This is a genomic window from Stenotrophomonas sp. S4 (genome assembly GCF_054187805.2).
On the sequence record NZ_CM196188.1, the window covers coordinates 2057071 to 2082849 of the forward strand.

Here is a 25779-nt window from a genome sequence, read left to right on the forward strand (position 1 = left end):
CTGCAGGAGCGATTCCCATGAGCACGACCCCGCGCCACATTCCGTTCGGCATCATGCTGCAGGGCCCCGGCAGCCACATGCACGCGTGGAAGCACCCATCCAATCCGGCCGACGCCAGCGTCAACCTGCAGTTCTACATCGACATCGCGCGTACCGCCGAGGACAACGGCATCGCCTTTGGTTTCGTGGCCGACGGCCTGTACATCAACGAGAAGTCGATCCCGCACTTCCTCAACCGCTTCGAGCCGATCTCGCTGCTGTCGGCGCTGGCCACGGCGACGAAGAAGATTGGCCTGGCCGGCACGCTGTCGACCTCCTACAGCGACCCGTTCACCGTGGCCCGCCAGTTCGCTTCGCTGGACCTGCTCAGCGGCGGTCGCGCCGGTTGGAACGTGGTGACGTCGCCGTTGGAGGGGTCGGGGCGCAATTACGGCCGCCCCCACCCCGAGCATGCGCTGCGCTACCAGATTGCCGACGAGTACCTGGAGGTGGTGCAGGGGCTGTGGGATTCCTGGGATGACGGTGCCTTCGTGCGCGAGCGCGACAGTGGCACGTTCTTCGCGCCGGAAAAATTCCGTCGCCTCGACCACCGGGGACGCTTCTTCCAGGTGGAAGGGCCGCTCAACATCCAGCGTTCGCCGCAGGGCCAGCCGGTGATCTTCCAGGCCGGTTCGTCCGACGATGGCATCGCGCTGGCCGGCAAGTATGCCGATGCGGTGTTTACCCATTCGCCGTCGCTGGAAGAAACCCGCGCGTTCACCCAGAAGGTGAAGAACTCGGCGATCGCGCACGGCCGCAGCGGCAACGACGTGAAGATCTTCCCGGGCATCGGCCCCATCGTCGGCCGCACCGCGGAGGAGGCTGAAGCCAAGTACCAGGCGATCGCCGCGCTGGCCACGCTGGAGGATGCGCTGGCGTACCTGGGGCGCTTCTTCGACCACCACGATTTCAGCAAGTACGATCCGGACGCACCGTTCCCGGAGCTGGGTGACATCGGCAGCAACTCGTTCCGTTCCACCACCGATCGCATCAAGCAGGGCGCGCACGAGAAGGGCCTGAGCCTGCGCCAGGTGGCACTGGAAGCGGTGAGCCCGCGACCGAATTTCATCGGCACGCCGGAACATGTGGCCGACGAGTTGATCCGGTGGTTCGATGCCGGTGCCAGCGACGGCTTCATCCTCGGTTTCGCGGCACAGCGCGAAGGCCTGGACGATTTCGTGACCCAGGTGCTGCCGATCCTGCAGGTGCGCGGCTACCACCAGCGTGAGCTGGAAGGGCAGACGCTGCGCGCGCATCTGGGCCTGCCGTACAAGGCCAGCCGCCATTCGACCGACGCCGAGCCGGCGCGGAAGGCAGGGTAAGGCGATGAGCGGAGAAAGCGCGGTAGCACCGGGCCATGCCCAGCGGAATTCCCGAACGACGGGTATATTGCCCGACATCGCGGCGCGCGCCGAGGCGGCCATCGCGATCCGCCATGACCTGCACCGGCACCCGGAGCTGGCCTTCGAGGAACACCGCACCAGCGCACGCGTGGCCGAGCTGTTGCAGCAGTGGGGCTATGAGGTCACCACCGGCCTCGGCGGCACCGGCGTGGTCGGTACGTTGCAGCGCGGGCAGGGCAGCCGTCGCCTGGGCCTGCGCGCCGACATCGATGCACTGCCGATCCACGAGGATTCCGGATTGGCGTACGCCAGCCAGACCGAGGGGCTGATGCATGCCTGCGGCCACGATGGGCACACCGCCATCCTGCTGTCCGCGGCGCACTACCTGGCCCATCACGGCCGCATCGACGGCACCCTGCAGCTGGTGTTCCAGCCGGCCGAGGAAACCGGTTCGGGCGCTTCGAAGATGATCGCCGATGGCCTGTTCGAGCGCTTCCCGGTGGATGCGATCTATGGCCTGCACAACTGGCCGGGTGTGCCGGTGGGGCACTTCGGCTTCGTCGACGGTCCGGCGATGGCATCGGTGGACTGGGCGCGACTGAAAGTGATCGGCAAGGGCGGCCACGGTGCCGAGCCGCAGGGCAGCGTCGACCCGATCCTGGCGGCAGCGCACATCGTCACCGCGCTGCAGAGCGTGGTGTCGCGCAATGTGGATCCACGGCAGATGGGCGTGGTCACCGTCGGTTCGATCCACGGCGGGCAGGCCGCCAATGTGATCCCGGACGTCGTCGAGCTGAAGCTGACCGTGCGCGCCTACCTGCCGGAAGTGCGCGACACGCTGCGGCGCCGGGTCACCGAAATCGCCGAACAGACGGCCGCCGCGTTCGGCGCACTCGCCGAGATCGCGTTTCCGCGTGGCTTCCCCAGCGTGATCAACCATCCACGGCAGACCGCCTACATCCGCGACGTGGCCGTACAGGGCTTCGGCAGCGAACAGGTGGTGTCGGAGTTCGCGCCGCGCACGGCCAGCGAAGACTTCGCCTTCTTGCTGCAGGCGCGGCCCGGGAGTTTCGTGTTCGTCGGCAACGGCGACAGCGCACCGTTGCACAGCCCGCGCTATGTGTTCAACGACGCCGCCATCGCACCCGCCGCCAGCCTGTGGGCGCGGCTGGCCGAAGACTATCTGGTGAAGGATGTGGCATGAGCAGCAACGAACGCTTCCTCTATACCTCGGTGGACGATCCACTGGCGCGGCCTCTGTTCGATGGGCTGGAACAGGAGTACGACAGCCGCTACGCCGACGTGCGCCGGCGCATCGGCGGCAGTGCCCGCGAGGAGCTGCAGCGCTACCCGGCGCAGGCGTTCGCGGCGCCGGTAGGGGCGTTCGTGCTGCTGCTGCGCGAGGGTGTGGCGATCTCCGGCGGTGCCTTCATGCCGCACCGCGATCCGGATACCGCCGAATTCAAGCGCATCTGGACGCTGCCGGGGCTGCGCCGCCAGGGCATCGCGCGTCGCGTGCTGCAGGAGCTGGAAGACCAGGCGGCGCGGCAAGGGTACCGGCGGGTGTTCCTGACGACCGGCTTCCGTCAGCCTGAAGCGGTCGGCCTGTACCTCAGCCATGGCTACACCGCGCTGTTCGACCTGCAGGCCGACCCGGAAACCATCGCGCATCTGCCGTTCGAGAAGCACTTGAGCGTATCGGCGCCGGTCGTTGTGCCATCACAGGCCGTGTTGCATGGAGCCCACGCATGAGCACGCCTTCGACCGCGCTGGATGGCATTGCCGCACGCCCGGCGCCAGCACCGGCGTTGAAGATCGTGCCGGCCCGGCATCCGTTGCAGGTGGTCGGCACGGTGCTGGCACTGGCCCTGATCCTGATCGGGCTGCAATCGGTGCTGGGCAACCCGCGCTGGGGCTGGGGCACGTTCGCCGAGTGGTTCTTCGCACGCCCGGTGCTGGAAGGCCTGGGCCGTACGCTGCTGCTGACCGCGCTCGGTACCGGCCTCGGTTTCGCGCTGGGCACCTTGCTGGCGTTGGCCCGCGTCTCCGGCTCGCCCCTGCTGTCGGCGGTGTCGTGGGGCTATGTGTGGCTGTTCCGTTCGATTCCGCTGCTGGTGCTGTTGCTGCTGCTGAACAACCTGGGCTACCTGTACAGCACCATCGAGCTGGGGGTTCCGTTCACCGGCATCAGTCTATTCTCGTACCCGACCACGCAGCTGATCGGCGTGTTCACCGCCGCAGTGCTGGGTCTCACCTTGAACCAGGCCGCGTTCTCGGCCGAGGTGATCCGTGGCGGCATTCTGTCGGTCGACCATGGCCAGTACGAGGCCGCAGCGGCGCTTGGCCTGCCACGTGGCCGCCAGGTGCGTCGCATCATCCTGCCGCAGGCGATGCGCTCGATCCTGCCGGCGGCGTTCAACGATGTGATCGGCCTGGCCAAGAGCACCTCGGTGGTCTACGTGCTGGCGCTGCCGGAGCTGTTCTACACGGTACAGGTGATCTACCGGCGCAACCTGGAAGTGGTGCCGCTGCTGATGGTGGCCACGGTCTGGTACCTGGTGATCCTGACCGTGCTGTCGCTGCTGCAGCGACGGGTGGAGCAGCGCTTCGCGCGCGGCCAGCTGCAGCGCGAGCGCTCGGTATCGCGTGTCTCGTCACCGACGCGCGCCACAGGTGATTCCGCACCGCGCGTGGTCAATCGCCCGCGCATTGCCGCGCAGGTTGAAGCGGGTGAGGGGGCATCGGTGTCGCTGCATGGCGTAGGCAAGGTGTTCGGCGACCAGCCGGTGCTGGAGGACGTGAACCTGGACCTGCGCGCGGGCAGCGTGACGGTACTGATCGGCCCGTCCGGTGCCGGCAAGTCCACGCTGCTGCGGCTGATCAACCATCTGGAACGTGCCGACAGTGGCTATGTGACCGTCGGCGGCCAGCTGATCGGCTACCGCCGCGATGGCGACACCCTGTACGAGCTGCCGGAGCGCGAGATCCGCCGCCGTCGTTCCGAGGTGGGCATGGTGTTCCAGGGCTTCAACCTGTTCCCGCACCTGACCGCGCTGGAGAACATCATCGAGGCACCGATCGCGGTGCGGGGCGTGCCGCGCGCGCAGGCCGAGCAGCAGGCGCGCACGCTGCTGGAACGGGTCGGCCTGGCCGACAAGGCCGATGCCTTCCCGCGCCAGCTGTCCGGCGGCCAGCAGCAACGCATCGCGATTGCGCGCGCGCTGGCCCTGCAACCGAAGGTACTGCTGTTCGACGAACCCACGTCGGCGCTGGACCCGGAACTTGTGGCCGAGGTGCTGAGCGTGATCGAGGAGCTGGCCAGCTCCGGTACCACCCTGGTGATCGTCACCCACGAACTGAGCTTCGCCCGCCGCGTGGCCGACCACGTGGTGATGATGGACCAGGGGCGGGTGATCGAGCAGGGCACGCCCGAGGCGCTGTTCGAACGTCCGCGCCAGCAGCGCACCGCCGATTTCCTGGCCAAGACCCTGTAACTTCGAAAGGAACACCATGAGCCCTGCAGCACCGCGTCGCCCCTCGCGCAGCACCCTGTTGATCGTGGGTGTGCTGGTCATCGGCATCGCCGGCATCGTCTACTCGCGCGTGCGGCAGGCACCGGACGCGAGCACCGTGGCCGCGACCAGCCTGGCCGGTGCGAACACGGCGGTGCTCAAGGGCACCTTCGATCCGAAGGCGCAGGCATTGATTCCCGCCGGCTACCGCTTCGTCACGCCCGGCACGTTCACCGTGGCCACGCATCCGGGGCAGCTGCCGCTGGCCGACTACGGCGCCGACAGCAAGGACGTGGTCGGTATCGAGCCGGACATCGCACGGCTGATCGCCGATGGGCTGGGCCTGAAACTGGTGATCGTGCCGGTGGCGTGGGCGGACTGGCCGTTGGGGTTGGAATCAGGCAAGTACGATGCCGTGCTGTCGAACGTGACGGTGACCGAAGAGCGCAAGAAGAAGTTCGATTTCTCCAGCTACCGTTACGATCTGCTGGGAATCTACACGCGCACTGATGGGCCGATCCAGAAGATCGAAAAGCCGGCTGACGTGGCCGGGCTGAAGGTGGTGGTCGGTGCCAGCACCAACCAGGACCAGATCCTGCGGCAGTGGGACCAGCAGAACATCGCGGCGGGATTGAAGCCGGTGGAGTACCAGTACTTCGATGACGCCGTGGTTGGGCGGCTGGCGGTGATCACCGGCCGAGCCGATGTCTCGTTCGAGCCCAATGCTACTGGTGCCTATTCGGCGCGGGACGGCAAGGTGCGGCGTGTGGGCCTGTTCCCCGGAGGCTGGCCGAACGCCGCAGCGATCTCGGTGACCACGCGCAAGGGCAGCGGCCTGGCCGACGCGGTGACGCAGGCATTGAACACCCAGATCAGCAGCGGTACCTATGCGCAGGCATTGGCGCGCTGGAACGTGGCCGAGGAGGCCGTGCCGCAGTCGCAGACCAACCCGCCAGGGTTACCGACGCTCTGACGCCGGGCATGGCCCGGCGCTACCGCTGCTTTTGTAGAGCCGAGCCATGCTCGGCTGCTCTACCAACGCGCCTCCAGCGTTTTGAACGGCTTTGCCAGCCGAACACCTTCGGCATCGAAGTCGGAAACGCTGCGTCCATCCACGCGCACAGACTTCGGCGCGGTCCGGTTCGGCCACCACATGCGCACGGCGGTGTCCTTGCGCAGCCCCTCGCCAAGCGCCACCGTCAGCAGCCCGTCGCGCTGTCGTGCCTGCATCTGCAATGTGCCATACGCGGTCGGCAGGCGCTCCACCGCCAAGCCATCCCCCGCCACCCACGAGGGCGGTGTGCCCGGCAGCAGCGACAGTGCGTCATCGTCCTCGCGCATCAGCATGCCGAACAGCGTGCGGCCGTATTCGGCACCGATCCAGGTATGCGGCATGTCGCCGAGGTAGCGCGGGAAGCGCAGCCGTGAATGCACTACTTCGGCCAGCACCTGCCATTCACGCGGGCGCCGGTCGTGAAGCAGGCCCTGCAATAGCTCGTCAGCCACGTCCGGCTGGCCAAGATGCACATAGCTCAGCACGTTGCGGATCTCGTACGGCGTGTAGGCGTACAGCGCACCGGGCTGGCTGCGCTTTCGCACGTCTTCCAGGTAGCGGGCGAAGGTGGTCCGCAACGCATCCGCCGGCAACACGTTCTGCGCGCCGGTCGGGTCCAGTGCGATCGACACGCCCGTGGGATCGCCATCGCCCAGATCTGCCGAGGACGGGATGAAGTCGATGCCCTTCCACGCCATCGTGGCGCGGATCGAGGCGTGCAATGCGTCGTACAGCGCTTTGTACTGCTGACGTGCCCAGGTGGCGGTCTCGTGGTCACCCAGCGACTCGGCCAGCCACGCTCCGTCGTGCCACCCCTTCAGGCCCCAGTAGTCATCCCAGTAGCTGTGGGTGGGCGACGGATAGCCTTCATGGCTGATCGACGGCGCAAGAATGCCCGCGAATCGCTCCGGTGCGGGCTGGTCGGCCTTGTAACCGGGCACCAGCGTGCGCTCGCGCAGTTCCTGCAGGAAGCGCAGTGCGGCCTTCACTTTCGGCAGGTAGTCACGCACCGACTCGGGCCCACCATCCAGGCGTGCAACGTCGGCAACCAGCGCCACATACTGGCCCTGGCTGTCGTACTCGATATCCGAACCGAAGCCGGTGTTGACGCTGCCATCGTCGTTGAGGATCGGCGAAACCAGGCCATTGGCATGCACGCCGTGCGCGCTGTACCAGGCCAGGTAATCACGCGCGACGCGGGCTTCACCCATGCGCAGCAGCACCGCCGACGTGGCCATGCCATCGCGGATGAAGGAGCGGTTGTAGTTGCGCGGGCCCGGTTGCATGGCCGGGCCGGTCTGGTTGATCAGCATGTAGGCAGCCTGTGCGCGCAGCATGTCGACCAGCGAGGGATCGGGCAGGCGCAGGCCGACCTGGCCCAGCCGCGCCTGCCAATCTGCGGACGCCTGCGTGGCCAGCGTATCGAACGCCGCATTGGCATCACGGGGCAGCGTGGCCAGGCCAAGCGCAGGCGCTTCGGGCAGCAGGCCATTGGCATCGGCGGCGGCGGTGCCCAGCGGGAACGCGACCACGATGGCATCGCGGGCTCCCGGCGCCAGCGACACGCGGTAGTTGAGCGCGGCGGCGGCAAGACCCTGGTCATCACGTGCCTGCTGCGAGGAAGGCAGTTCGCCGGCAGCGATGTCCGCGGTGATCTCCGTTGCGCCGTCCTTCCCGAACGGCGCCACGCCGGACGCAGCCACCGGCGTGAGCGAGTGCAGCAGCGTGCGGCCATTGATGCGCACGGCCTGTCCGTCGATGCGCACCTCGCGGATCGGCGACAGCCCGCCGTTCTGCCACGGCGGATTCATCTGCATGGGGCGGACGATCAGGCTGAGCGTGCCGTCGATCCGGGTACTGCCGGTGTTGTGCAGTCGATGGCGGAGGAAGGTCACCGGCTGGCCATCGCGCTCTATGGCGAACACCTCACTGCGCAGCTCCAGCCCGGGCTGCGGCGACCAAGTGGCCGAAGGCATAGGCTTCCAGCCATCGCGCAGGGCGTGCTGTACGGGCTGCCCGGCGGCACCTGCAGCGCGCCCGTCGGCGCTTCGCCAGAGCGGCTGTACCAGCGGCGCACCCTTGAACGCTTCCAGGTTGCCGTATTCGTCGAAGATGGATTTCTGCCGCCCTGCGTGCACGCCAACGGCGGTCCAGTAGGTCTGCTGCATCTGCAGCGACGCCGGAAACAGCGCACGCTGCGCGCCGCTGGCGGCGATCTGGTAGCGCTTCATCGGTGTCATCACGGCTTTCGGGCCAAGCAGGCGCAGGCGCGCGATCTGCGGGGCTGCACCGTCCACGCTCAGGCGGAATGCACGTAGAGGTTGTGCCGTATCAGCGGCCAGCCAACTCTGCCGATGGCTGGCCGCCTGTGCATCGTGTGCGAGATCCTGCCAGCGGCCCTGTGCGTCCTGCGCCTGCAAGCGGGCGGCGCCGCGCCCGCCGTCGGCCCAGTCGACCGCGAGACCGGCTGTGGACTGGACGCGAGGCAGCATGATCTCGAGCGTATGGGATCCACCTTTTCCGGCTGGAACCGCGACGGTGCCACCGCCTTGCCAGAGCGCCGCTGCCTGCGTTGCATCGACACCGCTGATTCGTGCGCTGAGCGTGCTGTCCAGCGGCTCCATCTCGAAGATCGACACGCCCCAGTCGGACGTGCGCTGCGGGCTGGCCAACCGCAGGTAGCGCGCCTGGCGTGGCGCGAAGTACAGCGTTTCCACGTCGCCCAGCGAATCGGTCATGGTGTACGCGGTCTGCCACTGCGTGCCGTCCAGCGAGGTCTGCAGTGAATAGCCCTCTGGATTGGAGACATCCCAGGTAAGCCGTGCGCCCGCCAGCAGCGTCGGTGCGCCCAGATCGATCTGGAACCAGTGGCCCGGACTGAAGGCACCGCCGGTGACGGTCTTCGGGTCGCCGTCGATCAGGTGGCTGATCGCCATCGCCGGTACCTGCTGCGAGGAAGCGCTGGCCTGCCATTGGCTGCGCGAGGGGAGGGTCTGTGCCTGCGCGGAGGACGCCAGGACGGCGAACACCAGGGTGGCGGCAGTTCGCCATGGGGCTGGTGGGCGGGAGACCTTGGAGCATTCGGCGCGCAACGTCATTACGGACAGCCTCGCAGGTTCGGCCGGAATCGGGCGAGCGCTACGCTAGCAAGGGATGTAATCGGTTACATGACGCACTGCAATAGGTCGCGGATACTGGGCCGGCAGCCTCGTTCACCGGTTCAAGGCGCGATCACCATCGATGGTTGGCTGACGGATGTGGCTCTGGACGGCTGCCGGTTGGCCCCTATCCTGACTGGCAACGACCACCGATCTGAAATGGATTGATGATGGAATTCAGTTTCACGCTGATGTACCGAGTGCCTGATACCGGAAAAGATCTCAGTGCATTTGAGCGAGCTCTTGCAGAGGTGGGATGCGACGATGCGCTGCTGGGCAGTGGTTCGCCAGGCGTGTTGGCGTTGCGATTCCAGCGAGAGGGCACAGCCGCAGACGATGTCGCGCGTGCCGCATGCGTGCAGGTTCAGAGTGCGGTACCGGAAGCCAAATTGATAACCGTGCATGTCGATGTCAGCAATCCTGCCAGCGCCTCCACTTGCGGTGGCTCAAGAGCTGAGCCTGTTTGACGTCCACGGCACATTCTTCGGAAGCAGCCGAGCATGGCTCGGCTCTACATGGTTTCCGGCAGGTCACGCGCACCCGCTGTTACAGCTCCACCATCTCCCACCAGCGCGTACCCGCCTGCGGCGCCTGCATGTCCAGCGCTTCGCCCATCATCGGAGTGGCCACCGGCACGTTCTTTGCGGCCGCCAGGGCGGTGATGCGCTCGAATGGCTGCTGCCATTCGTGCAGGGCCAGGTCGAAGGTGCCGTTGTGGATCGGCAGCAGCCACCTGCCGCGCAGATCCAGGTGCGCCTGCAGGGTCTGTTCGGGCTGCATGTGCACGAACGCCCAGCGTGGATCGTAGGCACCGGTTTCGATCATGGTCAGGTCGAACGGGCCGTACTTCTCGCCGATGGCCTTGAAGCCATCGAAGTAGCCGGTGTCGCCGCTGAAGAAGATGCGGAAGTCGCCGTCCTGGATCACCCATGACGCCCACAGGCTGCGGTCACTGTCGCCCAAACCGCGGCCGGAGAAATGCTGCCCCGGGGTAGCGGTCAGGCGCAGGCCGCTGGCTTCGGTCGACTGCCACCAGTCCAGCTGTTCCACCTTGGAGGCATCCACGCCCCAGGCGATGAGCTGGTCGCCCACACCCAGCGGCGCAATGAAACGCGCGGTCTTGCCGGCCAACTGCATCACCGCGGCATGGTCGAGATGATCGTAGTGGTTGTGCGAGAGGATCACGCCGGCGATCGGTGGCAGTTCGTCGATGCTGATCGGCGGTGCATGGAAGCGCGCCGGCCCCATCCACTGCACCGGCGAGGCGCGTTCGGAGAACACCGGGTCGGTCAACCAGTACTGGCCGCGCAGCTTCAGCAGGATCGTGGAGTGCCCCAGCCGGAACAGGCTGCGATCCGGTGCAACATCCAGGGTGGCGCGGTCCAGCGGCTTCACCGGAATCGGGTGAGCGGGCACGGTGCCCTTGGGCTTGTTGAACAGGAACGTCCACCAGATCTCCGCGCCGTCGCGCAGGCCCATCGCAGGACGCGGCAGGGCATTGCGGAACTTGCCGTCGCGGTACTGCGGCGAATCGGGGAAGTCGGGGAGGGACCAGGACTTGCAGAAGGTGTAGGCGGTCACGGCGAGGATTCCAAGCAAAAGGACAAGGAGCAGGCGCTTCATGGGTGACGTCCGCTGGGTACACTGCACAGTGTAGTTTCGTGTTTTTCAAAAGTACACTGCCGGGTGTAAAATTGAGGTATCCGTTCAGCTGCCAGGTTTCCGCCATGTCCCGTGCCCCGCAACGCCTGACCGACCGCAAACGCGAAGCCATCGTGCGCGCGGCGGTGGAGGAGTTCCGTGCATCGGGCTACGAGGCGACCAGCATGGACCGCATCGCCGAGGTGGCCGGGGTCTCCAAGCGCACCGTCTACAACCACTTCCCGAGCAAGGAAGCGCTGTTCTCGATGATCCTGGAGGAGCTGTGGGAGCGCAGCGTGGCCAGCGACGCACTGCCGTATCGCGCGGACCAGCCGTTGCAGGCGCAGCTGCTGCAGTTGCTGGGCCAGAAGCTGGACCTGCTCAGCGACGGGAATTTCATCGACCTGGCGCGGGTCGCGATGGCCGAGATCATCCACTCACCGGAACGGGCGCAGGCCATCGTCTGCCGCATGGGCGAGAAGGAAAGTGGCGAGAGCGCATGGATCCGCGCCGCAATCGCCGATGGCCGGCTGCGCAAGGTCGATCCGGAGTTCGCCGGCCACCAGCTGCATGGGCTGGTGAAGAGCTTCGCGTTCTGGCCGCAGGTGACGATGGGGCAGCCGCCGTTGAACGCACAGGAACGCGCACGCGTCGCCGAATCGGCGGTGGCCATGTTCCTGGGTTTCTACGCCGTCTAGTTGGCGGCGAAGCGACGGAACTCGTCGGCCGGTAGCGCTGCCGAGTACAGATAGCCTTGGCCGACATCCACCCCAAGTGCGCGCAGTTGCTGTTCCTGCGCCAGGGTTTCAGTGCCTTCGGCCACCACGATCGCACCGCAGCGGTGCGCGACTTCGACGATGAAGCGCACGATCGACTGCGACTTGGCGTCGGACAGCGTGGCGATCAACGCCTGCTCGATCTTGACCTCGGCGATGGCCAGCTGCGAAAGCAGGATCAGGGTCGAATAGCCCGCGCCGAAATCATCCAGCGACAGGGTGATCCCGGCTGCCAGCAGCTGTGCGATGTTGGCATCGACCACGTCGCGCTCGACGATCTCGGTCCACTCGACGATTTCCAGCCGCAGCATCGCACCGGGGATGTCGTGCAGCTGCAGCAGCTCCTGCAGGCGCAGGCCGAAGTCGGGCAGGCGCAGGGATTCGGCTGACACATTGACTGCGACGGTCAGCGCCGCACCGTCCTGCCGGCAGTGCTGCAGGAAGTGCACCGCCGACTGCAGCGTTGCCCATTCCAGGTCTGCCAGCCGGCCCTGCCGGCGCAGCAGCGAGATCACCCGCATGGGGGCAATCGGCCGGCCTTCGCCATCGCGCATGCGCAGCAGTGCTTCGGCGCCAACCAGCTGGCGATCGTGCAGGCGATGCTTGGGCTGGTAGCACAGCGGGGCGTCACCCTGCTGCAGCCAGCGCTCGAGTGCGACCTCGATCAGCGCATCGATCTCGCTGTCGCGCTGGATCGGGTCATCGAAGAACACCACGCCCGACTCGATTGCGCTCAGTGCGAGGGTGATCGCCCGGAACGGCAGGTGACCTTCATCGGTGGCGGTCGGTGGTTTCAGCTCGACCACCGCGCAGCGGAACAGTGGTCGGAAGCCCGGCCAGTCGCGGCCGACGCGGTCGGCAAGATTGCAGGCCAGCTCGGTGATACGGGCCTGGATGCGCAGCTCGGTCAAGGACATGCTGCGTACCAGGATCGCCAGCGCGGCGTCGCCGAACTGGTAGACCTCCACATCGTCCACTGGAAGGGATGGCAGCAACCGGTGGACCTCCGCCGGCGTATCGCGATGCCATAGTCCGTTGTCCTGCAGCGGGCCGTAGCGCAGGCGCAGGTCGCGCTGGTTTCCCATTTCGACCACCACCAGGCAGGCCTTGCCGAGGCCGTCGTTGTCGCGCCAGAAATGCTGCAGCCGTTCGCCCAGCGCCCGCATGTTGGGCAGGCCGCTGATCGGGTCGACGCGCAGCCAGGCCTGTTCGCGCTGGCGCTGTGCATCGATCTGGGCATCGTTGTAGACCAGCGCGAACACCGCGCCGAGCATCAGCAGCGAGACCGGCAGTGCCAACAGGCGCTGGATCGCCAGTTCGGCCACCGGCAGCTGGTCGGCGCCAATGATCGCCACACCCAGCGCCAGGCCCAGAGCGGTCATTCCGATGCGCACGGACCACGCCTGCAGGATCATGCGGGGCGAGAGCTCGTTGAGCATGCGTGGGTGCAGGCGCCTGCGCAGCCAGACACCGGCCATCATCTGCAACGCGGCCTCAAGGCTGGCAGGCAGGAAGAACTGGGTGCCGACGAACTGGTAGCGGGCCAGCAGGGCGGCGGCCAGGCAGGCCAGGCCGCCACGCCATCCGCCGAGCAGGCCACTGACCAGCAGGATGTCGAAGCCGAGGTGCAGCTTGACCACGCCCTGGGTGTAACGGGCCACGAACCAGGAATTGAACAGGTAGATCAGGCCCAGTGCCACGCCGACATACAGGCGACGGCCTTCAATGGCGTGCCCGGCGCGACGGGTGGCGATCAGCAGCACGCCGATCATGCCGATCACCGCCGTGGCCTGCAGCAGGTACAGCGGCAGGCTGGGCAGGGCGCTGTCCAGGACCTGGGCCGAGACCCGTGAAAGCGCATCCATAGCAGGTTCCCGCCTGTGACCGACGGCCAGTGACGAGCAGGGTAAACCACGGCCGCGCGCGCGGCCACTGATGCTGCCCTGCGCCGGTCGGCCGGGTCAGTAGCGCGGGTCTGCGATGGCCGGAAGCACCAGTTCGCGCACGAAGCCGGAGGGTGACAGCTGCAGCAGTGCGCGCACCATCGCCACGACATCATGGACCGGCACCAGCTCACCGTCGCCGCGCGCTGCGGCCTCTGCAACCGGCACCGACAGTGCATCGTCGGTGTTGAGGTAGCCCAGCTGCAGGCTGGTCACCGCCAGGCGGCGATCGCGGAAGCCCTCGCGCAGCGCATCGGCGATGCCGTTGAGGGCGAACTTCGAGGCGCCGAACGCCACTTCCGGGCGGCCGCTGCGCGGCAGGGCCGAGGTCGAATCGGTCAGCACCAGCTGCGGGCGCGCTGCGCCCAGTACGCGGGGCAGCAGGCGTTGCAGCAGGACCAGGGTCGCGGTGATGTTGACGTCGACCAGTTGCGTGAGTGCTGCATCGCTTTCATCGAGGAAGGCGTACTCGTCGCTGAAGGCCTTGTCTTCCCAGATACCCAGGTTGTGGATCAGTACATCGATATCGGCCGGTGCCTGTGCTGCGATGTGGTCGGCCGCTGCGGTGGGCCGGGACAGGTCTGCTTCGATCCATTGCAGGGTGACGCCGTCAGGGCAGGCGATGCCGTGCGGGCGGGTGCGCGAGACACCAATCACAGTGTCACCCGAGGCACAGAGGCCTTCCACGAACGCGCGTCCCAGGCCCCTGCTGGCGCCGATGATCATCAATTTCATGTTGCTTCCCTGGTTGTGCAGTGGCGGCATCAGTGGGCCGCCAGGATGAGGTCCCAGTTGCCGAACGCGCGCAGGCCGCTGCGTTCGGCAGTGGTGATGGAGGCCGTGTTGTCGAGCTGGCAGCGGTACTGCGGCTGCAACCCGGAGGCCTGGGCGGATATGGCCATCGTCTGCACGAGCCGGCGTGCATGACCACGGCCACGGGCTTCGGGCAGTGTCAGCACGCCCATGTCGGCGAGTGCCGGATCCAGGCTCCACGGGTACAGGCTGCCGGCCGCGACCAGCTGCTCGCCGTCGAAGGCACCGAACACCTGCCAGTGGTCGAGCTCGACCCAGGCCGCATCGAGATCCTCCTTGCTGGCGCTGGCCTGGAACGCGTTGAACACAGCAGCGTCGGCTGGAGCGAGGCGGCGGATGTGGGGCGGTGCAGGGTGCTCGGCCAGTGCCGCAAGTTCTGCAGCAGGGAAATAGAAGAGGCGGTCGGCGCCATGCGTGCGCTGGCCGACGTCGATCAGCCGCTGCTGCAGCTGTGCGAGTGTCCAATGCGCGCGTGCGTGCAGTTGCAGGCGTTCCGCCAGGACTGGGCGCAGCACCGCGCGCGCAGGACCAGCAAGCGGTTGCAGCAGCATGCCGTCCTCACCCTCGTCGAAATCATCGCTGCAGGCCAGGTACAGCAGGGGATCGTCCTGCAGCATGCGCTCACCCGCGCAGATGCGCCGCCAGCTGGCATCGATCATCGGGGCAAACGCATCATCCATGACAGTGGTCTCGCTCAGTGCCGGGGCAGATCCACCTGCAGGCCGGACGCCTTCCATTCGGGGTAGCCGGCAGCGAGCTGCTGCGCCGCCAGTCCGGCCTCGTCCAGCATCGCCACCGCATCGTTGGACAGCACGCAGCAGGGCCCGTGGCAGTCGGCGACAATGTGGACGGCGCGTGGCCGTTCGTCCATCCATGCATGCCGTTCCGTAACGGGAATGTTCAGCGCGCCAGGCACAGCTCCATCATGGGTGCTGTTGACGGGGGGCATGCCGGATGAGCGAGAATCCGTGCAGTCATCGGCAACAGGCGTCCCCCGGCATGGAAGCAACCCACGCACGCATGGATGGCATGCCCCTGCCTCACGCCTGGCAGGAAGCGCTGGCCGACGCGCGCATTGAACGGCAGTCGATCGGTGTTTCGCGTGCGGACGTTGCCCGCGTGCATCGTCCAGGGCAGGCCGATGCCTTCCTGAAGTCGGAAGTGATCGACGCCTTCAGTGAGCTGGGCGACGAGATAGCGCGCCTGCGCTGGCTGCAGGTGCAGGGCCAGCCGGCGCCGACGGTGATCGCCACCGCCGAGGAGGGGGGGCGGCGCTGGCTGCTGATGAGTGCGTTGCCTGGCCACGATCTGGCCTCGTCGCCGGCGCTCGCGCCCCAGCACCTGGTGGAACTGCTGGCCGACGCGCTGCGGGGCCTGCATGCCCTGCCGGTGGCGAGCTGTCCGTTCGACCAGCGGCTGGCCTCGCGCCTGCAGGCCGCACAGACACGTGTCGAGGCGGGCCTGGTCGACGCCGATGACTTCGATGACGAACGCCTGGGGCAGAGCGCGCAGCAGGTGTTCGCCGAACTGCGCGCCACCCGGCCCGATCACGAGGATCTGGTGGTCAGCCATGGCGACGCCTGCCTGCCGAACCTGCTGGCAGCCGAGGGCCGCTTCAGCGGTTTCATTGACTGTGGCCGGCTGGGCGTGGCCGATCGCTACCAGGATCTGGCGTTGGCCGCGCGCAGCCTGGTCCACAACTTCGGCGACACCCGGTGGGTCGCACCGCTGTTCCGCCGCTATGGCGTTGTGGCCGACGAACGACGGCTGGCGTTCTACCGTCTGCTCGACGAGTTCTTCTGAAGCCGCGCAGGCCGGCTTGGGGCGGGGCTGAACGCTGCCCTGCTGGCGGACCTCTCCATTCTTCAAAATGGACGAACGTTCGTTCACTATTTGAGGCATGAGCCGAATCGACCGCAATGAGCAGCGCGTGACCCTGATCCTGCAGGCGGCCCTGCAGTGCTTCCTCGCCAAGGGCTTCCACCAGACCAGCATGCGCGACATCGCACAAGCGGCCGGTGTCAGCCTGGGCAATCTCTACAACCACTTCCCGGGCAAGGAGGCGATCATCCTTGCGGTGGCGCTGGCCGAAAGCGAGGAATTGGCCCCGATGCTGCAGCGGCTGGCGGCGGCCGACGGCGAGCGCGCGCAGGTACTGGTATTCCTGCAGGACTTCCACGCGTTGTGCCGGCAACCGGAGTGGGCAACGCTCGCGGTCGAGGTGCTGGCCGAGAGTGCACGCAACCGCGCCGTGGCCGAGGCCTTCGCGGCCAACCGCAGGCAGCTTCAACAGGTGCTGGGCGATGCGCTGCAGGGCATTGCGCGGCGCGAGCGGCGGCGCCCTGCGCTGGCCCCGGCACTGCAGGCGCAGGTGTTGCTGGATGCCATCGAAAGCGATGCGCTGCGTCAGGGCCTGGCTGAGGCCGGCAGCGTGGAGGACGCTGCGCTGGACCTCGAATTGCTGGTACGGCTGCTGGGATCACGTGCATGAGCGCCGATGACCGGCGGCTGCACGGCCTGGATCTGGCGCGGTATCTGGCGCTGGCAGGCATGGTGCTGGTCAATTTCCGCCTGGCGATGGCCGTGCCTGCCGAGCGCACGGGTGGCTTGGCAGGCTTCTTCCGTCTTCTGGAAGGCAAGGCCTCGGCGACCTTCGTCACCCTGGCCGGACTTGGCCTGGTACTGGCCACGCAGCGCTCTGGCTGGATGCAGGCCAGCGTGCAGACCTGGCGGCGCGCGCTGTTCCTGCTTGTGCTGGGCCTGCTCAATCTGACCCTGTTCCCGGCCGACATCCTGCATTACTACGCGGTGTATTTCGCGCTGGCGGTGCTGTGGTTGCGCGCGTCGCCGCAGGTGTTGCTGGCCAGCATCGCCGGCCTCGCGGCCGGTTCGTTCTGGGCACTGCTGCAGTGGGACTACAGCCAGGGCTGGAACTGGCAGACGCTGGAATACGCCGGTCTCTGGCACTGGCCGGGTGCCGTGCGCAACCTGCTGTTCAACGGCTTCCATCCCCTGCTGCCCTGGATGTGCTTCTTCCTGCTGGGCATGCTGCTGGCACGCCTGCAGTTGTCGCAGCCGCGGGTGCAGCATGCGTTGTTGCTGCTGGGCGTGCTGCTGCTCGGCGCGGGCCAGGGGGTGCAGCACCTGGCGCACGGCACGCCCTGGCAGGCGTGGCTGGGGACGCAACCGATGCCGCCGGGACCGGCCTACGTGCTGACCGGCGCAGGCGCGGCCTGCAGCGCGATTGCCATGTGCCTGTGGGTCAGCCGCCGGTATCCGGGGGACTGGCTGGGGCCGCTCACTGCGGCAGGGCGCATGACCCTGACCCTGTACGTCGGCCACATCCTGCTGGGAATGGGGACGCTGGAATGGCTGGGCCTGCTCGATGGCAGTGCTTCGCTGCCGGCCGTGCTGTTGTGGGCGTTGTTGTTCCTGATGCTGGCCACGGGCGCAGCGTGGCTGTGGTCCTGGCGGTTCGCGCGGGGGCCGCTGGAAGCGGTGATGCGGCGCATTGCCGGCTAGCACATTGGTCGCGCAGGCACGATGTTGTGACGGACATGTCTGTGTCGCGGCCCGCGCATCTGCGATAGTGGTGGCAGGTAATACTTTCCGCTTGCATCCATGTCATCCGCTTCGGCGCAGCATCTCGGCGAAGTCCTTCAGCAGTCCTATGGCATCACCGCCAACGCCGTGGTGCCACGCCCGGTTGGCGCCGATGCCAACGCCAGCGTGTATCGCATCGATGCACGGCGCGGGCAATGGTGGTTGAAATGCCGCAGTTACCAGGTTGCCCCCGCCGTCTGGGACACCCTGCATTGGCTGCGCGGCACGCTGGGTATCGAGGAAATCGTCGCGCCCTGGCCGGCCCTGACCGGTGGAGCGTCGGTGCAGCGCTGGGGCCTGCAGTTCACCCTGTTTCCGTACGTGGAAGGCCAGTCCGGCTTCGAGGCCGCGTTGAGTCGCACGCAGTGGCAACGATTGGGCGAGGTGCTGCGGCGCCTGCACGAGGCGCGCCCGCCACCGGCGCTGCAGGAGGCGCTGCCGAGCCTGCGGATGGAAACCGCGGCGCTTGATACGGTCGGACAATGGTTGGCCGGCGAGGGCCTGGCCGCCGCCAGGGATGGGTTGGGCCGTGCCTTCGTTTCCGTATGGGACCAGCAGCACGCGCGCATCGCGGCGCTGCACGCACAGGCAGTGCAGCTGCACGCGGCGTTGCAGGAGGTCCCGGTGGCGCTGCACCTGTGCCATACCGACCTGCATGCCGGCAATCTGCTGATGGGCAACGACGGCGGCCTGCACCTGATCGACTGGGATGGCCTGTCGCTGGCACCGCGCGAGCGCGACCTGATGTTCATCGGTGCCGCGGTGGGGGGGCGCTGGGGCCGCGAGAATCCGCTGGGTTTCGAGGAGGGTTATGGCAGCGACCACGGCGACCCGCGCTGGATTGCCTGGTACCGGCACTGGCGCATCCTGCAGGACCTGATCGAGTTCCAGCAGGTTCTGCTGGGCAGCGATGGCGAGGATCGTTCGCCGCAGCTGCGCCGGCAGTCGCTGCATTTCCTCAGCGAACAGTTCGCACCGGGTAACGTGTTCGACGCGGCAGAGCGGGTGTATCGCGCGCTGTAAATGCTCGTCACCTTCCATCGATGAAGCGTCGCGCTGCGCGCGATGAGTCGAGCATGGCTCGACTCTACAGTTGCGCTCGGCGGCTCTTCGGGCCGCCATCGTTGATCAGGTGCAGGGATCATCCACGCGTGGCGTGGCTCTACTCGGCGGGCTTGGCCGCTGCAGAGGCGGCCGCGCTCGCGGCGCGGCGCGACAGCACGGCTTCGCGGTGGGCGATGTAGGCGTTGGCGGCGAGGATGATGCCGGCACCGATGATCGTCCAGCGGTCCACGCTTTCGTTGAACAGCAGCCAGCCGAACAGCGTCACCAGCGGCAGCTGCAGGAAGCTGATCGGAGTCAGGGCGGAGACTTCGCCCAGCCGTAGCGCGCGGGTCCACAACAGCTGGCCGACGGTGCCGAGCACGCCGGTGGCCAGCAGCCACAGCCAGGCCGACCCGGTCGGCCAGACCCAGACGAACAACGCCGGGACCAGCGACAGCGGCACCCAGAACACGTAGGTATAGAGCACCACGGTATCGGCACTGTCGACGCGGGTGAGCTGCTTGATCTGGATCGCCACCAACGAGCTGAGCACGGCCGCGCCCACGGCCACCAGACTGCCGGCGGTGAAGCCGGCGGTGCCGGGGCGCACGATCACCAGCACGCCGATGAAGCCGACCACGACCGCGGCCCAGCGGCGCACGCGCACGGTTTCGCCCAGCCACAGCACGGCGGCAATGGTGACGAACAGCGGCGTGGAGTACGAGAGTGAAACCGCCTGCGCCAACGGGAGATGGCCCAGCGCCCAGAACGCGCACAGCATCGAGCCCAGGCCGATCGCGCTGCGCACGAAATAGCGTGGCAGCTGCTGCGTCTTCAAGGGCGCACGGCCGGGCCGCAGCAGCATCGGCAGCAGTGCCAGCAGGCCGAAGGCATTGCGGAAGAACGCCACTTCCTGGGTTGGCACGTAGCGTGTGGCATAGCGGATCGCCACCGCCATCAGGCCGAACGCCATCGTGCTGCCGAGCATCAGCAGCGCCGCCCGCATCGGGGTGGCGCTGGGGGAAAGGGCGGGGCTGTTCACCACTGTGCGCCGAGCAGGCGGGGCTCCGGTTCGATCGGCACGCCGAACTTCTCCAGCACCGAGGCCGAGATGCGGCGCGCCAGTGCCAGCAGCTCAGCGCCGGTGGCGTTGCCGTGGTTGACCAGGACCAGTGCATGGCTGGGGGCCACGCCGGCATCGCCGTCGCGGAAGCCCTTCCAGCCGCAGGATTCGATCATCCAGGCCGCAGAGACCTTGCGCTTGTCGTCCTGCTCGGCGGGGAACACCGGCAGGTCGGGGAAGTGCTGCAGCAGCACGTCGACCTGTTCCAGCGGCAGCACCGGGTTCTTGAAGAAACTGCCGGCGTTGCCGAGTACATCCGGGTCGGGCAGCTTGCGGCGGCGGATCGCGATCACTGCATTGGCCACGTCCACCGCACCGGACAGCTCCACGCCCTGCGCCTGCAGTTCGTCGCGGATGCCGGCGTAGTCCATGCGCAGATCGTGCAGCAGCGGCAGCTTCAGTTCGATGGCGGTGATCAGGTAGCGGTCCATCTGCTGCTTGAACACGCTGTCGCGGTAGGCGAAGCCACACTGTTCGTTGTCCAGCCGCACCCAGGCCTGTTCCTGGCAGTCCCAGGCTTCGACCGCCTGGATGAACTCGCCGACCTGCGCGCCATAGGCGCCGATGTTCTGGATCGGCGCGGCACCGGCAGTACCGGGAATCAGGGCCAGGTTTTCCAGGCCGGACAGGCCTTCCTGCAGCGACCACATCACCAGGCCATGCCACGGCACGCCGGCACCGGCGCGGACCACCGCGTGGTCGGCGCGGTGTTCAAGGAAACTGATGTCACGGTTGCCGAACACCAGCACGGTGCCCGGCAGGTCCTCGGCGATCAGCACGTTGCTGCCGGCACCCAGCACCAGCAGCGGGCCGTTGGCCACCTCGGGCAGTGCCAGCACCTCCGGCAGCAGCGCGGCATCGTGCAGTTCCAGCAGCTGCGCGGCGCTGGCCTGCACGTGGAAGGTATTCAGTGCCTGCAGCGGCGCGTTACGGGTGAGCGTCCAGCGCAGGGGGGCGTTGCCGTCGACGGTGTCCATGGGCGCGCTCACAGCGGCGCCACCGCGCCGCGGCTGGGCGCTTCGCGGCGGCGACGGATCGCCTCCACGCATTCGGAAACCAGTGCCGGGCCACGGAAGATCAGGCCGCTGTAGCACTGCACCAGTGCCGCGCCTGCGGCCATCTTGGCCACGGCATCGGCGCCGGACAGGATGCCGCCGACGCCGATCAGCGGCACCGATTCGGGCAGGCGCGAACGCAGGCGGCGCAGCACCAGCGTGGACTGCTCCAGCACCGGCGCACCGGACAGGCCACCGGCCTCGTTGGCCAACGGGTCGCCGGCCACCTTGCTGTGGTCGATGGTGGTGTTGGTGGCGATCACGCCGTCCACCTGCAGTTCGCCCAGCACGCGGGCGGCGGCATCGATGTCGCGTTCGCTGAGGTCCGGCGCCACCTTCACCAGCATCGGCACGCGGCGGCCATGCTGGGCCGCGAGGTCTTCCTGGCGGTCGCGCAGCTGGCTGACCAGCTGGCGCAGCGCGGTTTCTTCCTGCAGTTCACGCAGGCCTGCGGTGTTGGGCGAGGAAATGTTGACAGTGATGTAGTCGGCCAGCGGGTACACCTTGTCCAGGCAGGCGATGTAATCGTCCACGGCCTGTTCGTTCGGGGTGTCCTTGTTCTTGCCGATGTTGATGCCGAGCAGGCCGCGGCGGTTGCGCGCGCGCTCGACGTTGCGCACCAGTGCGTCCACGCCCGCATTGTTGAAGCCCATGCGGTTGATGATCGCGTTGTGTTCCGGCAGGCGGAACAGGCGCGGCCGCGGATTACCTGCCTGCGGGCGCGGGGTGATGGTGCCGATTTCAACGAAGCCGAAGCCCAGCGCGAACAATGCATCGATGTGCTCGCCGTTCTTGTCCAGGCCGGCGGCCAGGCCGACCGGGTTGGGGAACGTCAGCCCGAACACCGTGCTGGGCATCGGCGCGATGCGTGCGGCCAGCAGCGGCGTGGTACCGGTGCGATAGGCCAGGTCCAGTGCGGACAGGCCGAGGCCGTGGGCGCGCTCGGCGTCGAGCGAGAACAGGAAGGGGCGGGCAAGCGAATACATGCGTCGGTTCAGTCCAGCGTGCCGAGGAAGGCTCGGGTTCGATATTCAAAAGCAACCTGGCCGTCGACCGCGTGGGCGGCGAACAGGTGCTGCAGAGCGTCGATCATCGGCGCGTGGCGCGGATGACCGGATTGAGGGGCATAGGAGGAGGACAGCAGGCGCCCGCGCAGGGCATCGAAGTCCAGGTGCTGCACGTTGGGCAACTCCACCATGCCGCGCAGGCCGGGGCCGAACCAGGCCTGCATGGTGGCGTCGTCCTGGTAGCGCTCGGCCACGGCGGTGTAGTCGGTGCCGTAGTCCAGCAGCAGCTGTTCGTAGCCGATCAGGAACGGACTGGCATCGAGCAGGCGCGAATTCCAGTAGATCAATGCCTGGCCGCCGGGACGCAGGATGCGCTGCCACTCGGCGCGCACCGCCACGGTGTCGAACCAGTGGAAGGCCTGCGCGACGCTGACCAGATCGACGCTGGCATCGTCCAGTGTGGTGGCCTCGGCGCGGCCGTCCACCGCACGGAACTGCGGGTACTGCGGTGCCAGCCATTGCTCGGCCGCGCCCCGCATGGCGGCGTTGGGCTCAACCGCGACAACGGGATGGCCGCTGGCCAGAAACAGGCGGCTGGAAATGCCGGTACCGGCGCCGATGTCGGCGACCAGTGCCTTGCGGCTGACGCCCATCGGGCCGTGCAGCCACTCCAGCAGCGCGGGTGGGTAGTCGGGCCGGTAGCGGACGTAGTCGGCGACGCGGCTGCTGAAGCGTTCGGTGCTGTCGGAAGTGGTCATGGCGTCAGTTCGACACCGCCGCCAGCCAGGCCAGGCCGCCGAAGAACAGGATGAAGACCAGGATGGCGGCGATCACGGCGCCGACCATCACCCAGCCGAGTACCAGGCCGGTAACGGCCAGGCCATCGCCTTCCAGTTCGTGCGGGCGGCGGCGGATTTCGGCGCGGGCCATGTGGCCGGTGATGATGGCGACGATGCTGGCCACGAAGGGCAGGACGGTCCAGCTGGCGATGCCCATGACCAGGCTGACCACGGCCAGGGCGCTTGTCTGTCGGGGTGCCACGCTCATCGGGGTCCTCCTTGGCAGTGTGCACATGATAGTGCGTCTGCCCCGGCAATCCCATGCCCGGCGGATACGATGGCAGGCGTCGACCTTGGTCGACAAAAGGCATGCCAACCAAGGTTGGCAGCTACCGGGTGCCGGTGTCAGCCCATCAACACCTGGCCGCCATCCACGTTGAGCACGCTGCCGGTGACCCAGCGCGCCAGCGGCGAGCACAGGAACAGGGCGGCGTCGGCGATCTCGCGCGGGTGGCCGAAGCGGCCGAACGGAATCTTCGCCAGGGTGCCGTGGTACAGCGCGGGGTCATCGGTGCGGCGGCGGTCCCAGAGGCCGTCATCGAACTCGATCGAGCCCGGCGCGATCGCATTCACCCGGATCCGGTCCTTGGCCAGCGCCAGCGCCTGCGAGGTGGTGTAGTGCGAAAGCGCGGCCTTGGCGGCGGCATAGGGCGCGCCACCGGGACGCGGCTGCTGCGCGGCAATCGAAGACAGGTTGAGGATGCAGGCGTCGCTGGAGGCACGCAGCCACGGCAGTACCAGGCGCGAGGCGCGCACGGCGGCCATCAGGTCGATCTGCAGGCTGGCGGCCCAGCCGTCCTCGTCGTCGGCCATGCCATAGCCGGTGGCGTTGTTGACCAGCACGTCGATGCCACCGAGCGCGTCGGCAGCGGCATGCAGCCAGGCCTGGATCTGGCCGGGGTCGGCCAGATCGGCGGAGAACGCGTGCAGTTCGAAGCCCTGCGTCCGTGCATCGGCGCGCAGGGCATCCAGACCGGCCTGGCCGCGCGCGCAGACCGAGACCTGCGCACCGGCGCCGGCAAACGCCAGCGCCATTTCACGGCCAATGCCCTTGCTGCCGCCGGCGATCAGCACGCGGCGGCCGGTGAAATCGAGGGTCGGAGCCCCTGCGGGGCTCTGACCCATGGACGTGTCCGCGTCGCTTGCCATCACAGGTCGAACTTGATGCCCTGGGCCAGCGGCAGCGAATCCGAATAGTTGATGGTGTTGGTCTGGCGGCGCATGTAGACCTTCCACGCATCCGAGCCGGACTCGCGGCCACCGCCGGTGTCCTTCTCGCCACCGAAGGCACCACCGATCTCCGCACCGGACGTGCCGATGTTGATGTTGGCGATGCCGCAGTCGCTGCCGGCGGCCGACAGGAACTTCTCGGCAGTCTTCAGGTTCTGGGTGAAGATCGAGGACGACAGGCCCTGCGGCACGCCGTTCTGCATGTCGATGGCTTCGTCGATGCTGTCGTACGGCATCACGTACAGGATCGGCGCGAAGGTTTCGTGCTGGACCACGGCGTCGCTGTTCTTCAGGCCCGAGACGATCGCGGGCAGCACGAAGTTGCCGGCGCGGTCGATGCGGGTGCCGCCGGTTTCGATGGTGCCGCCGGCGGCCTTGGCCTGGGCGATGGCATCGAGGAACTGCTGCACGGCGCCGTCGCTGTTCAGCGGGCCCATCAGGTTGGCGGCGTCGGTCGGGTCGCCGATCTTGCCTTCCACCTGCTTGTAGGCCTTGACCAGGGTGGCCAGCACGTCGGCGTAGATCGAGCGGTGCACGATCAGGCGGCGGGTGGTGGTACAGCGCTGGCCGGCGGTGCCGACGGCGCCGAACACGATGCCCGGCACGGCCAGCTTCAGGTCGGCGGTTTCGTCCAGGATGATGGCGTTGTTGCCGCCCAGTTCCAGCAGGCAGCGGCCGAGGCGGCGCGCGACCTTCTCGTTGACGGTGCGGCCGACCTGGGTCGAGCCGGTGAAGCTGATCAGCGGCACGCGACGGTCATCGACCATCTTCTCCGACAGCGCGGTGCCGGCATCGTTGATCAGGAAGAAGATGTCGGGGAAGCCGGCTTCGCGCAGGGCATCGTTGCAGATCTTCAGCGAGGCGATGGCGGTCAGCGGCGTCTTGTTGGACGGCTTCCAGATGCACACGTCGCCACAGATGGCGGCCAGGAACGAGTTCCAGCTCCACACCGCGACCGGGAAGTTGAAGGCCGAGATGATGCCGACCAGGCCCAGCGGGTGGTACTGCTCGTACATGCGGTGGCCGGGGCGCTCGGAATGCATGGTGTAGCCGTACAGCATGCGGCTCTGGCCGACGGCGAAATCGGCGATGTCGATCATCTCCTGCACTTCGCCATCGCCTTCCGGCTTGCTCTTGCCCATTTCCAGGGCAACCAGCGAACCCAGGGCGTCCTTGTGCCTGCGCAGCGCTTCGCCGCACAGGCGCACGGCTTCGCCGCGGCGCGGGGCCGGCGTGGTGCGCCAGACCTTGAAGGCTTCCTGGGCGCGGGCGACGACGGTTTCGTACTCAGCCTCGGTGGTCGCGCGGACCTGCGCGATCGGCTCGCCGGTGGTCGGGTTGACCGGGGTGATCAGCTCACCGCTGGTCGCGCTCGACCACTCCCCGTTGCCCAGGTACGTGCCAGCGTTGATCGCGTCCAGGCCAAGGGACTTGAGCAGCTCGGAAGACATGCAGACTCCTGTGTTTCGTTACGTTGTTTGGCGCCATCGCGGGCAGGTGGGGGACGCGATGAACTGAATCGCCGATGGTAGCAGAGCGCCCTGTCCGGCCATGGTGCAACGCGCCAGCGGAGCCGGGCCGGACATGAATGCTTGGAGG

The 25779-nt window shown here is 67.5% G+C and carries 24 protein-coding genes; 11 read left to right on the forward strand and 13 right to left on the reverse strand.

What is annotated here, in order from left to right:
* The first annotated feature begins 17 nt into the window (after nucleotides 1–17).
* Genes ACUZUJ_RS09665 through ACUZUJ_RS09685 form a run of 5 tightly spaced genes read left to right on the forward strand, consistent with a single transcriptional unit; the run spans nucleotide 18 to nucleotide 5867 of the window.
* Nucleotides 18–1361, forward strand: coding sequence for an LLM class flavin-dependent oxidoreductase (locus ACUZUJ_RS09665; protein WP_458220244.1), 1344 nt, complete (start codon nucleotides 18–20; stop codon nucleotides 1359–1361).
* Nucleotides 1362–1365: 4 nt separating this feature from the next.
* On the forward strand, nucleotides 1366–2586 hold the full coding sequence (locus ACUZUJ_RS09670) for a M20 aminoacylase family protein (protein ID WP_080347526.1): 1221 nt from the start codon (nucleotides 1366–1368) through the stop codon (nucleotides 2584–2586).
* Nucleotides 2583–3134 (forward strand): GNAT family N-acetyltransferase, encoded by a 552-nt coding sequence (locus ACUZUJ_RS09675; RefSeq protein ID WP_049445818.1) that lies wholly within the window; start codon nucleotides 2583–2585, stop codon nucleotides 3132–3134. The genes ACUZUJ_RS09670 and ACUZUJ_RS09675 overlap by 4 nt, the downstream gene beginning before the upstream one ends.
* Entirely contained in the window at nucleotides 3131–4876 is a 1746-nt protein-coding gene (locus tag ACUZUJ_RS09680) for an amino acid ABC transporter permease/ATP-binding protein (protein WP_080347527.1), read from the forward strand. Before ACUZUJ_RS09675 ends, ACUZUJ_RS09680 begins: the two co-directional genes overlap by 4 nt.
* A 16-nt stretch (nucleotides 4877–4892) precedes the next feature.
* Nucleotides 4893–5867: an ABC transporter substrate-binding protein gene (locus ACUZUJ_RS09685; protein ID WP_101765347.1), complete on the forward strand. Its 975-nt coding sequence runs from the start codon at nucleotides 4893–4895 to the stop codon at nucleotides 5865–5867.
* 59 nt (nucleotides 5868–5926) lie between these two features.
* Here ACUZUJ_RS09685 and ACUZUJ_RS09690 read toward each other — a convergent pair whose 3' ends face one another.
* A complete protein-coding gene (locus ACUZUJ_RS09690) occupies nucleotides 5927–9046 on the reverse strand; it encodes a discoidin domain-containing protein (RefSeq protein WP_049445822.1) in 3120 nt (1039 codons plus the stop codon).
* 230 nt (nucleotides 9047–9276) lie between these two features.
* On the opposite strand from ACUZUJ_RS09690, the gene ACUZUJ_RS09695 reads away from it, so the two are divergent.
* Entirely contained in the window at nucleotides 9277–9573 is a 297-nt protein-coding gene (locus ACUZUJ_RS09695) for a hypothetical protein (protein ID WP_197621919.1), read from the forward strand.
* A gap of 79 nt (nucleotides 9574–9652) precedes the next feature.
* Here ACUZUJ_RS09695 and ACUZUJ_RS09700 read toward each other — a convergent pair whose 3' ends face one another.
* On the reverse strand, nucleotides 9653–10729 hold the full coding sequence (locus ACUZUJ_RS09700) for an MBL fold metallo-hydrolase (protein ID WP_458220243.1): 1077 nt from the start codon (nucleotides 10727–10729) through the stop codon (nucleotides 9653–9655).
* Nucleotides 10730–10833: 104 nt separating this feature from the next.
* Here ACUZUJ_RS09700 and ACUZUJ_RS09705 point away from each other — a divergent pair, with 104 nt between their 5' ends.
* The gene (locus ACUZUJ_RS09705) at nucleotides 10834–11445 is read left to right on the forward strand and encodes a TetR/AcrR family transcriptional regulator (RefSeq protein WP_049445826.1); all 612 of its coding nucleotides are present in this window, start codon (nucleotides 10834–10836) and stop codon (nucleotides 11443–11445) included.
* On the opposite strand, the gene ACUZUJ_RS09710 is transcribed toward ACUZUJ_RS09705, so the two are convergent.
* The 4 genes from ACUZUJ_RS09710 to ACUZUJ_RS09725 form a co-directional block, all read right to left on the reverse strand.
* Nucleotides 11442–13388, reverse strand: a complete 1947-nt coding sequence (locus ACUZUJ_RS09710) for an EAL domain-containing protein (protein ID WP_458220242.1) — start codon at nucleotides 13386–13388, stop codon at nucleotides 11442–11444. The genes ACUZUJ_RS09705 and ACUZUJ_RS09710 overlap by 4 nt on opposite strands.
* Nucleotides 13389–13484: 96 nt before the next feature.
* A complete protein-coding gene (locus tag ACUZUJ_RS09715; protein ID WP_458220241.1) occupies nucleotides 13485–14201 on the reverse strand; it encodes an SDR family NAD(P)-dependent oxidoreductase in 717 nt (238 codons plus the stop codon).
* A gap of 29 nt (nucleotides 14202–14230) precedes the next feature.
* Nucleotides 14231–14959: a GNAT family N-acetyltransferase gene (locus tag ACUZUJ_RS09720; RefSeq protein ID WP_458220240.1), complete on the reverse strand. Its 729-nt coding sequence runs from the start codon at nucleotides 14957–14959 to the stop codon at nucleotides 14231–14233.
* 14 nt (nucleotides 14960–14973) lie between these two features.
* Complete coding sequence (locus ACUZUJ_RS09725; protein WP_235434936.1) at nucleotides 14974–15150, reverse strand: hypothetical protein; 177 nt, start codon at nucleotides 15148–15150, stop codon at nucleotides 14974–14976.
* A 128-nt stretch (nucleotides 15151–15278) separates the two neighbouring features.
* Here ACUZUJ_RS09725 and ACUZUJ_RS09730 point away from each other — a divergent pair, with 128 nt between their 5' ends.
* From ACUZUJ_RS09730 to ACUZUJ_RS09745, 4 genes are all read left to right on the forward strand, one after another.
* Entirely contained in the window at nucleotides 15279–16082 is an 804-nt protein-coding gene (locus ACUZUJ_RS09730; RefSeq protein WP_049445834.1) for an APH(3')-II family aminoglycoside O-phosphotransferase, read from the forward strand.
* 97 nt (nucleotides 16083–16179) lie between these two features.
* On the forward strand, nucleotides 16180–16770 hold the full coding sequence (locus ACUZUJ_RS09735; RefSeq protein WP_049445835.1) for a TetR/AcrR family transcriptional regulator: 591 nt from the start codon (nucleotides 16180–16182) through the stop codon (nucleotides 16768–16770).
* Nucleotides 16767–17801 (forward strand): heparan-alpha-glucosaminide N-acetyltransferase domain-containing protein, encoded by a 1035-nt coding sequence (locus tag ACUZUJ_RS09740; protein WP_049445838.1) that lies wholly within the window; start codon nucleotides 16767–16769, stop codon nucleotides 17799–17801. The genes ACUZUJ_RS09735 and ACUZUJ_RS09740 overlap by 4 nt, the downstream gene beginning before the upstream one ends.
* Nucleotides 17802–17900: 99 nt before the next feature.
* On the forward strand, nucleotides 17901–18905 hold the full coding sequence (locus ACUZUJ_RS09745) for an aminoglycoside phosphotransferase family protein (protein ID WP_049445840.1): 1005 nt from the start codon (nucleotides 17901–17903) through the stop codon (nucleotides 18903–18905).
* A gap of 139 nt (nucleotides 18906–19044) precedes the next feature.
* Here ACUZUJ_RS09745 and ACUZUJ_RS09750 read toward each other — a convergent pair whose 3' ends face one another.
* The 7 genes from ACUZUJ_RS09750 to amaB all read right to left on the reverse strand — a co-directional run bounded on the left by ACUZUJ_RS09750 (nucleotide 19045) and on the right by amaB (nucleotide 25631).
* Nucleotides 19045–19932 (reverse strand): DMT family transporter, encoded by an 888-nt coding sequence (locus tag ACUZUJ_RS09750; protein ID WP_049445842.1) that lies wholly within the window; start codon nucleotides 19930–19932, stop codon nucleotides 19045–19047.
* 32 nt (nucleotides 19933–19964) lie between these two features.
* Nucleotides 19965–21026, reverse strand: coding sequence for a UDP-N-acetylmuramate dehydrogenase (gene murB, locus ACUZUJ_RS09755; RefSeq protein WP_458220239.1), 1062 nt, complete (start codon nucleotides 21024–21026; stop codon nucleotides 19965–19967).
* A gap of 8 nt (nucleotides 21027–21034) precedes the next feature.
* Nucleotides 21035–22090 carry a quinone-dependent dihydroorotate dehydrogenase gene (locus ACUZUJ_RS09760; RefSeq protein ID WP_458220238.1) on the reverse strand — a complete coding sequence of 352 codons (1056 nt, stop codon included), beginning with the start codon at nucleotides 22088–22090 and terminating at the stop codon, nucleotides 21035–21037.
* Nucleotides 22091–22098: 8 nt separating this feature from the next.
* Nucleotides 22099–22869 (reverse strand): class I SAM-dependent methyltransferase, encoded by a 771-nt coding sequence (locus ACUZUJ_RS09765; RefSeq protein WP_049445844.1) that lies wholly within the window; start codon nucleotides 22867–22869, stop codon nucleotides 22099–22101.
* A gap of 4 nt (nucleotides 22870–22873) precedes the next feature.
* Nucleotides 22874–23158 (reverse strand): DUF4190 domain-containing protein, encoded by a 285-nt coding sequence (locus ACUZUJ_RS09770; protein ID WP_049445846.1) that lies wholly within the window; start codon nucleotides 23156–23158, stop codon nucleotides 22874–22876.
* A gap of 137 nt (nucleotides 23159–23295) precedes the next feature.
* A complete protein-coding gene (locus tag ACUZUJ_RS09775) occupies nucleotides 23296–24099 on the reverse strand; it encodes an SDR family NAD(P)-dependent oxidoreductase (protein WP_458220237.1) in 804 nt (267 codons plus the stop codon).
* Nucleotides 24099–25631 carry an L-piperidine-6-carboxylate dehydrogenase gene (gene amaB / locus ACUZUJ_RS09780; protein WP_049445849.1) on the reverse strand — a complete coding sequence of 511 codons (1533 nt, stop codon included), beginning with the start codon at nucleotides 25629–25631 and terminating at the stop codon, nucleotides 24099–24101. Before amaB ends, ACUZUJ_RS09775 begins: the two co-directional genes overlap by 1 nt.
* Nucleotides 25632–25779: the final 148 nt, after the last annotated feature.

Bases quoted from the DNA above. Each gene is read 5' to 3' on its own strand.
- ACUZUJ_RS09770 (WP_049445846.1), bottom strand. From the start codon at position 23,158: ATGAGCGTGGCACCCCGACAGACAAGCGCCCTGGCCGTGGTCAGCCTG.
- ACUZUJ_RS09765 (WP_049445844.1), bottom strand. From the start codon at position 22,869: ATGACCACTTCCGACAGCACCGAACGCTTCAGCAGCCGCGTCGCCGAC.
- ACUZUJ_RS09705 (WP_049445826.1), top strand. From the start codon at position 10,834: ATGTCCCGTGCCCCGCAACGCCTGACCGACCGCAAACGCGAAGCCATC.
- ACUZUJ_RS09675 (WP_049445818.1), top strand. From the start codon at position 2,583: ATGAGCAGCAACGAACGCTTCCTCTATACCTCGGTGGACGATCCACTG.
- ACUZUJ_RS09715 (WP_458220241.1), bottom strand. From the start codon at position 14,201: ATGAAATTGATGATCATCGGCGCCAGCAGGGGCCTGGGACGCGCGTTC.
- ACUZUJ_RS09775 (WP_458220237.1), bottom strand. From the start codon at position 24,099: ATGGCAAGCGACGCGGACACGTCCATGGGTCAGAGCCCCGCAGGGGCT.
- ACUZUJ_RS09670 (WP_080347526.1), top strand. From the start codon at position 1,366: ATGAGCGGAGAAAGCGCGGTAGCACCGGGCCATGCCCAGCGGAATTCC.
- ACUZUJ_RS09685 (WP_101765347.1), top strand. From the start codon at position 4,893: ATGAGCCCTGCAGCACCGCGTCGCCCCTCGCGCAGCACCCTGTTGATC.
- ACUZUJ_RS09750 (WP_049445842.1), bottom strand. From the start codon at position 19,932: ATGCGGGCGGCGCTGCTGATGCTCGGCAGCACGATGGCGTTCGGCCTG.
- murB (WP_458220239.1), bottom strand. From the start codon at position 21,026: ATGGACACCGTCGACGGCAACGCCCCCCTGCGCTGGACGCTCACCCGT.
- ACUZUJ_RS09720 (WP_458220240.1), bottom strand. From the start codon at position 14,959: ATGGATGATGCGTTTGCCCCGATGATCGATGCCAGCTGGCGGCGCATC.
- ACUZUJ_RS09730 (WP_049445834.1), top strand. From the start codon at position 15,279: ATGGAAGCAACCCACGCACGCATGGATGGCATGCCCCTGCCTCACGCC.
- ACUZUJ_RS09680 (WP_080347527.1), top strand. From the start codon at position 3,131: ATGAGCACGCCTTCGACCGCGCTGGATGGCATTGCCGCACGCCCGGCG.
- ACUZUJ_RS09740 (WP_049445838.1), top strand. From the start codon at position 16,767: ATGAGCGCCGATGACCGGCGGCTGCACGGCCTGGATCTGGCGCGGTAT.
- ACUZUJ_RS09700 (WP_458220243.1), bottom strand. From the start codon at position 10,729: ATGAAGCGCCTGCTCCTTGTCCTTTTGCTTGGAATCCTCGCCGTGACC.
- ACUZUJ_RS09745 (WP_049445840.1), top strand. From the start codon at position 17,901: ATGTCATCCGCTTCGGCGCAGCATCTCGGCGAAGTCCTTCAGCAGTCC.
- ACUZUJ_RS09665 (WP_458220244.1), top strand. From the start codon at position 18: ATGAGCACGACCCCGCGCCACATTCCGTTCGGCATCATGCTGCAGGGC.
- ACUZUJ_RS09695 (WP_197621919.1), top strand. From the start codon at position 9,277: ATGGAATTCAGTTTCACGCTGATGTACCGAGTGCCTGATACCGGAAAA.
- ACUZUJ_RS09725 (WP_235434936.1), bottom strand. From the start codon at position 15,150: ATGGACGAACGGCCACGCGCCGTCCACATTGTCGCCGACTGCCACGGG.
- ACUZUJ_RS09760 (WP_458220238.1), bottom strand. From the start codon at position 22,090: ATGTATTCGCTTGCCCGCCCCTTCCTGTTCTCGCTCGACGCCGAGCGC.
- amaB (WP_049445849.1), bottom strand. From the start codon at position 25,631: ATGTCTTCCGAGCTGCTCAAGTCCCTTGGCCTGGACGCGATCAACGCT.
- ACUZUJ_RS09710 (WP_458220242.1), bottom strand. From the start codon at position 13,388: ATGGATGCGCTTTCACGGGTCTCGGCCCAGGTCCTGGACAGCGCCCTG.
- ACUZUJ_RS09690 (WP_049445822.1), bottom strand. From the start codon at position 9,046: ATGACGTTGCGCGCCGAATGCTCCAAGGTCTCCCGCCCACCAGCCCCA.
- ACUZUJ_RS09735 (WP_049445835.1), top strand. From the start codon at position 16,180: ATGAGCCGAATCGACCGCAATGAGCAGCGCGTGACCCTGATCCTGCAG.